Source organism: Curtobacterium sp. Csp2, from assembly GCF_013347165.1.
Map to the genome: position 1 here is coordinate 3936082 of NZ_CP054593.1, position 5473 is coordinate 3941554.

Consider the following 5473-nt stretch of genomic DNA (forward strand, 5'->3'; position numbering starts at 1 on the left):
TCCGCGTCGCCGATCCCGGCACCGTCGCGGTACACCGCGTCGAGCTCCTCGCGCGACTTGAAGGTGCGGATCAGGCGGCGGCGACCGCCGCCCGCACCTGCCGCTGCACCCGACCGAGCATCCCCACCATGCCGCGGATGCGCAGCGGGCTGACCGCCTCGCTGAGCCCGATCGTCAGCGGGTAGTCCGACGGGACCGCCAGGACCTCGGACGCGGTGAGGCCGGACAGCCCCTGCGCGAGGATCGACGCGAACCCGCGGGTGGTCGGTGCCTCGCGCGGGGCGGTCGCGTGCATGCGGACGACGTCCGGGGCATCGCCGTCGGCCCCGACCGTGACGGTGATGAACACGGGGGACTGGCACTCCTCGACGCGCTCGAGCTCGTCCTCGTGCCCCTGCAGTCGCTCGGGCAGCGCGGGGAGCTCGTCGGAGAACTCGAGGAGCAGCTGGAGGCGGTCCTGCTGCGAGAGCTCGAGGAAGTCGTCGCGGATCTCGGCGAGGGAACGGGGGAGTTCGGTGCTCATCGAGAGGGAACGGTACCCGGTTCGGTGCCGACGGCGATCGGGACGCGGACGGCGCTGCCCCACTCGGTCCACGACCCGTCGTAGTTCCGCACGTTCTCGTACCCGAGCAGGTGCTGCAGCACGAACCAGGTGTGGCTCGACCGCTCGCCGATGCGGCAGTACGCGATGACCTCGTCCGCGTCGCCGATCCCGGCACCGTCGCGGTACACCGCGTCGAGCTCCTCGCGCGACTTGAAGGTGCCGTCCGGTGCGGCCGCGGTGGCCCAGGGGATGTTGACGGCGGTCGGCACGTGGCCGGCGCGCAGGGCTCCCTCTTCCGGGTAGTCGGGGGCGGTGGTGCGCGAGCCGTCGTACTCGGCGGGGCTCCGCACGTCGATCAGGGGCTTGCCGAGATGCGCGAGCACGTCGTCCTTAAAGGCCCGGACCAGCTCGTCGTGGCGCTCGACGACGGGGTAGTCGACCGCGGTCACCTCGGGGCGGTCGGTCGTCAGCGCGCGGTCCTCGGCGATCCACTTCGCCCGGCCGCCGTCGAGCAGGCGGACGTCCTCGTGCCCGAACAGCGTGAAGACCCAGAGGGCGTAGGCGGCCCACCAGTTGTTCTTGTCGCCGTAGATCACGACGGTGGTGTCGCGGCCGATGCCCTTGCCGCCGACGAGTCGCGCGAACGCCTCGCCGTCGACGTAGTCGCGCTGCACCGGGTCGTTGAGGTCGGTGTGCCAGTCGATCTTCACCGCTCCGGGGACGTGGCCCGTCTCGTAGAGCAGGACGTCCTCGTCGGACTCCACGACGACGAGGTCGGGGGTCCCGGCGTCGAGCTGCTCCTGGAGCCACTCGGTCGACACCAGGCGCTCCGGGTGGGCGTAGGCGGCGAACTTCTCGGACGGGTCGACCGGTGCGGTCATCGGGGGTACCTCCGGGGTGCGGGACGAACGGGGCGGCCGAGGCTAGGATCGGTCCTCGGTGCCCGCGGGCAACGGTACGCGGACGTACCGACCGCCACCTGCAACGTGACACCGCACGACATGCTTCCCGGAGGGGCCACACTTGCCTGCACACCTCGTCGACCGCGACCCGCAGGTGACACCGCAGCAGATGGCGGCTGCGCTCGTGCCGCCGCCCCAGTTCGCCGACGCGTCGTTCGCGAGCTACCGGCCGGACCCGGAGTACCCGTCGCAGGCCGCGGTCCGGGACGCGGTCGAGGCCTTCGTCGCCACCCGGCCGGAGCCGGCGAAGCGCGGGCTGTTCGGTCGCCGCAAGCCCGCCGAGGCGCCGGCGCGCTCGGGTGTGTACCTGGACGGCGGCTTCGGCGTCGGCAAGACCCACCTGCTCGCCGCGGCGTACCACGCGGAGCCGTCCCGCAAGACCTTCGGCACCTTCATCGAGTACACGGCGCTCGTCGGTGCGCTCGGGTTCCAGGGCACGGTCGACCTGCTCCGCGGGACCGCGCTCGTCTGCATCGACGAGTTCGAGCTGGACGACCCCGGCGACACGATGGTGATGACCCGGCTCATCAAGGAGCTGGCGGACACCGGCACCCGCTTCGCGGCGACGTCGAACACCCCGCCGGGCGCGCTCGGCGAGGGCCGGTTCGCGGCGCAGGACTTCCTGCGCGAGATCCAGGCGATGTCCGATCGCTTCGAGACCATGCGGATCGACGGGCTCGACTACCGACGCCGCGCGGTCGACGAGCACGCCCGGACGGTCGACGACGTCCCTGCGGCGCTGCCGACCGGGGTCACCACGCTCGACGACTTCCGGTCCGTCGTCGCGCACCTGGCGTCGGTGCACCCCTCGAAGTACGTCGCGCTGGTCGACGGACTCGACGCCGTCGGCCTGACCGACGTCGCGGCGTTCACCGACCAGACCGACGCGCTGCGGTGGGTCGCGCTCGTCGACCGGCTGTACGACGCGCAGGTCCGGATCGTCGCGTCCGGCACGCCGCTCGACCAGGTGTACCCGCAGGCGATGCTCGACGGCGGGTACCGGAAGAAGTACCTGCGCGCCGCATCGCGCGTGGTCGCGCTGTCGCGCGCCGCGGACTGACGGACGCCACGGCCACCACCACCGCGGCCGCCTGACGGGGGCGGCTGGCGGAGCCGGCGGACCACCGGACGGGAGGCACGTGGCGGGGCCGCCACGCGCCTCCCGTCCGGGGGGTGTCCTGCTCCCCGAAACACGACGTTTACAGAACGGCCCACCGCGTTACACCCACGAAACAGTTCGTGCTCCCTCGTGAAACCTCGCCTCGCCAGACTCATCAGCACCCGAGGCGGAACCGAGAGCCGCCTGCATTCGCGAGAGGTGAACAGATGCTTGATCAGGGCAACACGGCATTCGTGTTGATCATGGCGGCGCTGGTGTTGTTCATGACACCCGGCCTGGCCTTCTTCTACGGCGGTCTGGTGAAGGCCAAGTCCGTCATCAGCATGATGATGATGTCCTTCGGGGCGATCGCCCTCGTCGGCGTCCTGTGGGTGCTCTACGGCTACGCGATCGCCTTCGCCAACCACGGCGCCGGCACGAACGTCGCGGGCATCGTCGGCTTCTTCAGCATCGACTGGAACCAGATCGGCCTCGGCCAGGCGTTCGAGGAGTCGATCGCGTCGAAGATCAACGCGTCGTACCCGTCGATGGCCTTCGTCGGCTTCCAGGCGACCTTCGCGATCATCACGGTCGCGCTCATCTCCGGTGCGATCGCCGACCGTGCGAAGTTCGGCGCGTGGATGATCTTCGCCGGTGTCTGGGTCACGGTCGTGTACTTCCCGGTCGCCTCGTGGGTCTTCAACCTGACCTCGGGCATGTTCGCCACCTGGGGCGTCATCGACTTCGCCGGTGGGACCGCGGTGCACATCAACGCCGGTGCTGCAGGTCTTGCCCTGGCGCTCGTCCTCGGCAAGCGTGTCGGCTTCGCCAAGGGTGCGCACAAGCCGCACAACCCGCCCTTCGTCCTCCTCGGTGCCGCCATCCTGTGGTTCGGCTGGTTCGGCTTCAACGCCGGGTCCGAGGGTGCCGCCGACGGCATCGCCTCGCTCGCCTGGGTCAACACCCTCGCCGCCCCGGCCGCCGCGATCCTCGGCTGGCTGCTCATCGAGAAGCTCAAGGACGGCAAGGCCACGTCGGTCGGTGCCGCATCGGGTGCCGTCGCCGGTCTCGTCGCGATCACCCCGGCCTGCGCCGCCCTCACCCCCGGCTGGGGCATCCTGCTCGGCTTCCTCGCCGGTGTGGTCTGCTGCTTCGCGATCGACCTCAAGTACAAGCTCGGCTTCGACGACTCGCTCGACGTCGTGGGCGTCCACCTGGTCGGCGGCATCTTCGGCACGCTCTACCTGGGCATCTTCGCCAACACGACCGGCCTGATCTACTCGGGCTCGTTCGAGCAGCTCGGCAAGCAGGCGGTCGCCGCCCTCGCCGTCGGCCTGTACTCGTTCGTCCTGGCCTTCGTGATCGGGTTCGCCATCGAGAAGACCATCGGCTTCCGCGTCAAGACCGAGGACGAGGTCGCCGGCATCGACACCGCCGTCCACGGCGAAGAGGGCTACGTCCTCTACGAGGAGTCGGACAAGACCCCGGTGTCGGTCCGCTAGACACCGCACCTCCCGCACGACGGGCCCCGCGCACACAGCAGGCGTGGGGCCCGTCGTCGTTCTCGGGGCGGGCGGCTGGCGGGAGCGCGCGGGGTCGCGGGCGGGTGACGGACGGGAGGCGCGGTGCGGGTCNGACCCGCACCGCGCCTCCGTACCGTGCTCGCGACCACGGCGCGTGGTGCGCCGCCGGGTCACGTCACCAGGCGAAGTCCTCCGGTGAGGTCTTGTGCCCCGGGAACAGCTCGTCGAGCCGCGCCAGCGCCGCGTCGTCGAGGCGGATGTCGGTCGCGCGGACGGCAGACTCCCACTGCTCCATCGTGCGCGGGCCGGTGATCGGGGCGGTGACGCCCGGCTGGTGCAGCAGCCACGCGAGGGCGAGCTCACCCGGGGTGTGCCCGAGCTCCTTCGCGAACGACTCGTAGGCCGACAGCTGGTCGCGGTGTCCCTCGACGTACTCGGCGCTGCGGCCGCTCAGCCGACGGGAACCCTGTTCGGTCTTCTCGATGATGCCGCCGAGCAGCCCGCCCTGCAGCGGGGACCACGGGATGAGCCCGAGGCCGTAGTGCCGGGCGGCCGGGAGGACCTCGCGCTCGACGTCGCGGACGACGAGGTTGTAGATCGACTGCTCACTGACGAGCCCGAGGAAGTTGCGGTGCCGCGCGGCTTCCTGGGCCTGGGCGATGTGCCACCCCGCGAAGTTCGAGGAACCGACGTAGAGCACCTTGCCCTGCGCGACGGCGAGCTCCATCGCCTGCCAGATCTCGTCCCACGGGGTGTCCCGGTCGACGTGGTGCATCTGGTACAGGTCGACGTGGTCGGTCTGCAGCCGGCGCAGCGACGCGTCGAGGGACTGCCGGATGTTGTACGCCGACAGCTTGCCGCCGTTCGGCCAGTCGATCATCTCGCCGTAGACCTTCGTCGCGAGGACCGTCTTCTCGCGGCGGCCACCGCCCTTCGCGAACCAGCGGCCGATGATCTCCTCGGTGGCACCCTTGCCCACCGAGCCGCCGTAGCCGTTGGCCGTGTCGAAGAAGTTCACGCCGAGCTCGTGCGCCCGGTCCATGATCGCGTGCGAGTCGTCCTCGCTGGTCTCCGGTCCGAAGTTCATGGTGCCGAGCACCGCTCGCGACACCGACAGCCCTGTCCGTCCGAGGTGTGTGTAGTCCATGGGTCCGGTCTACGCGCGGTGCGCTGGGCGCACCAGGCCCTGCCGGTACCGGTCACGGCGGGCGTGCCGAAGATGCCGCCGACCAGGTGGACGCGGTGCGCCCAGCGCACCGCGCGTAGACCGGACCCATGGACTACACACACCTCGGACGGACAGGGCTGTCGGTGTCGCGAGCGGTGCTCGGCACCATGAACTTCG

General features: G+C 70.7%; 5 protein-coding genes. 2 read left to right on the forward strand and 3 right to left on the reverse strand.

Annotated features, from left to right (window positions below; translation table 11 throughout):
• Positions 1-70: 70 nt before the first annotated feature.
• Entirely contained in the window at positions 71-523 is a 453-nt protein-coding gene (locus HUN59_RS19140) for a SufE family protein (protein WP_141861374.1), read from the reverse strand.
• Positions 520-1425 carry a sulfurtransferase gene (locus HUN59_RS19145; protein ID WP_114851044.1) on the reverse strand — a complete coding sequence of 302 codons (906 nt, stop codon included), beginning with the start codon at positions 1423-1425 and terminating at the stop codon, positions 520-522. Before HUN59_RS19145 ends, HUN59_RS19140 begins: the two co-directional genes overlap by 4 nt.
• A 190-nt stretch (positions 1426-1615) precedes the next feature.
• On the opposite strand from HUN59_RS19145, the gene zapE reads away from it, so the two are divergent.
• Together zapE and HUN59_RS19155 are read left to right on the forward strand one after the other, a co-directional pair.
• Positions 1616-2566, forward strand: a complete 951-nt coding sequence (zapE, locus tag HUN59_RS19150) for a cell division protein ZapE (protein WP_174779467.1) — start codon at positions 1616-1618, stop codon at positions 2564-2566.
• Positions 2567-2832: 266 nt separating this feature from the next.
• Entirely contained in the window at positions 2833-4107 is a 1275-nt protein-coding gene (locus HUN59_RS19155; RefSeq protein ID WP_058743398.1) for an ammonium transporter, read from the forward strand.
• Between the two features lie 196 nt (positions 4108-4303).
• Here HUN59_RS19155 and HUN59_RS19160 read toward each other — a convergent pair whose 3' ends face one another.
• The gene (locus HUN59_RS19160; protein WP_174779290.1) at positions 4304-5275 is read right to left on the reverse strand and encodes an aldo/keto reductase; all 972 of its coding nucleotides are present in this window, start codon (positions 5273-5275) and stop codon (positions 4304-4306) included.
• Positions 5276-5473 lie beyond the last annotated feature (198 nt).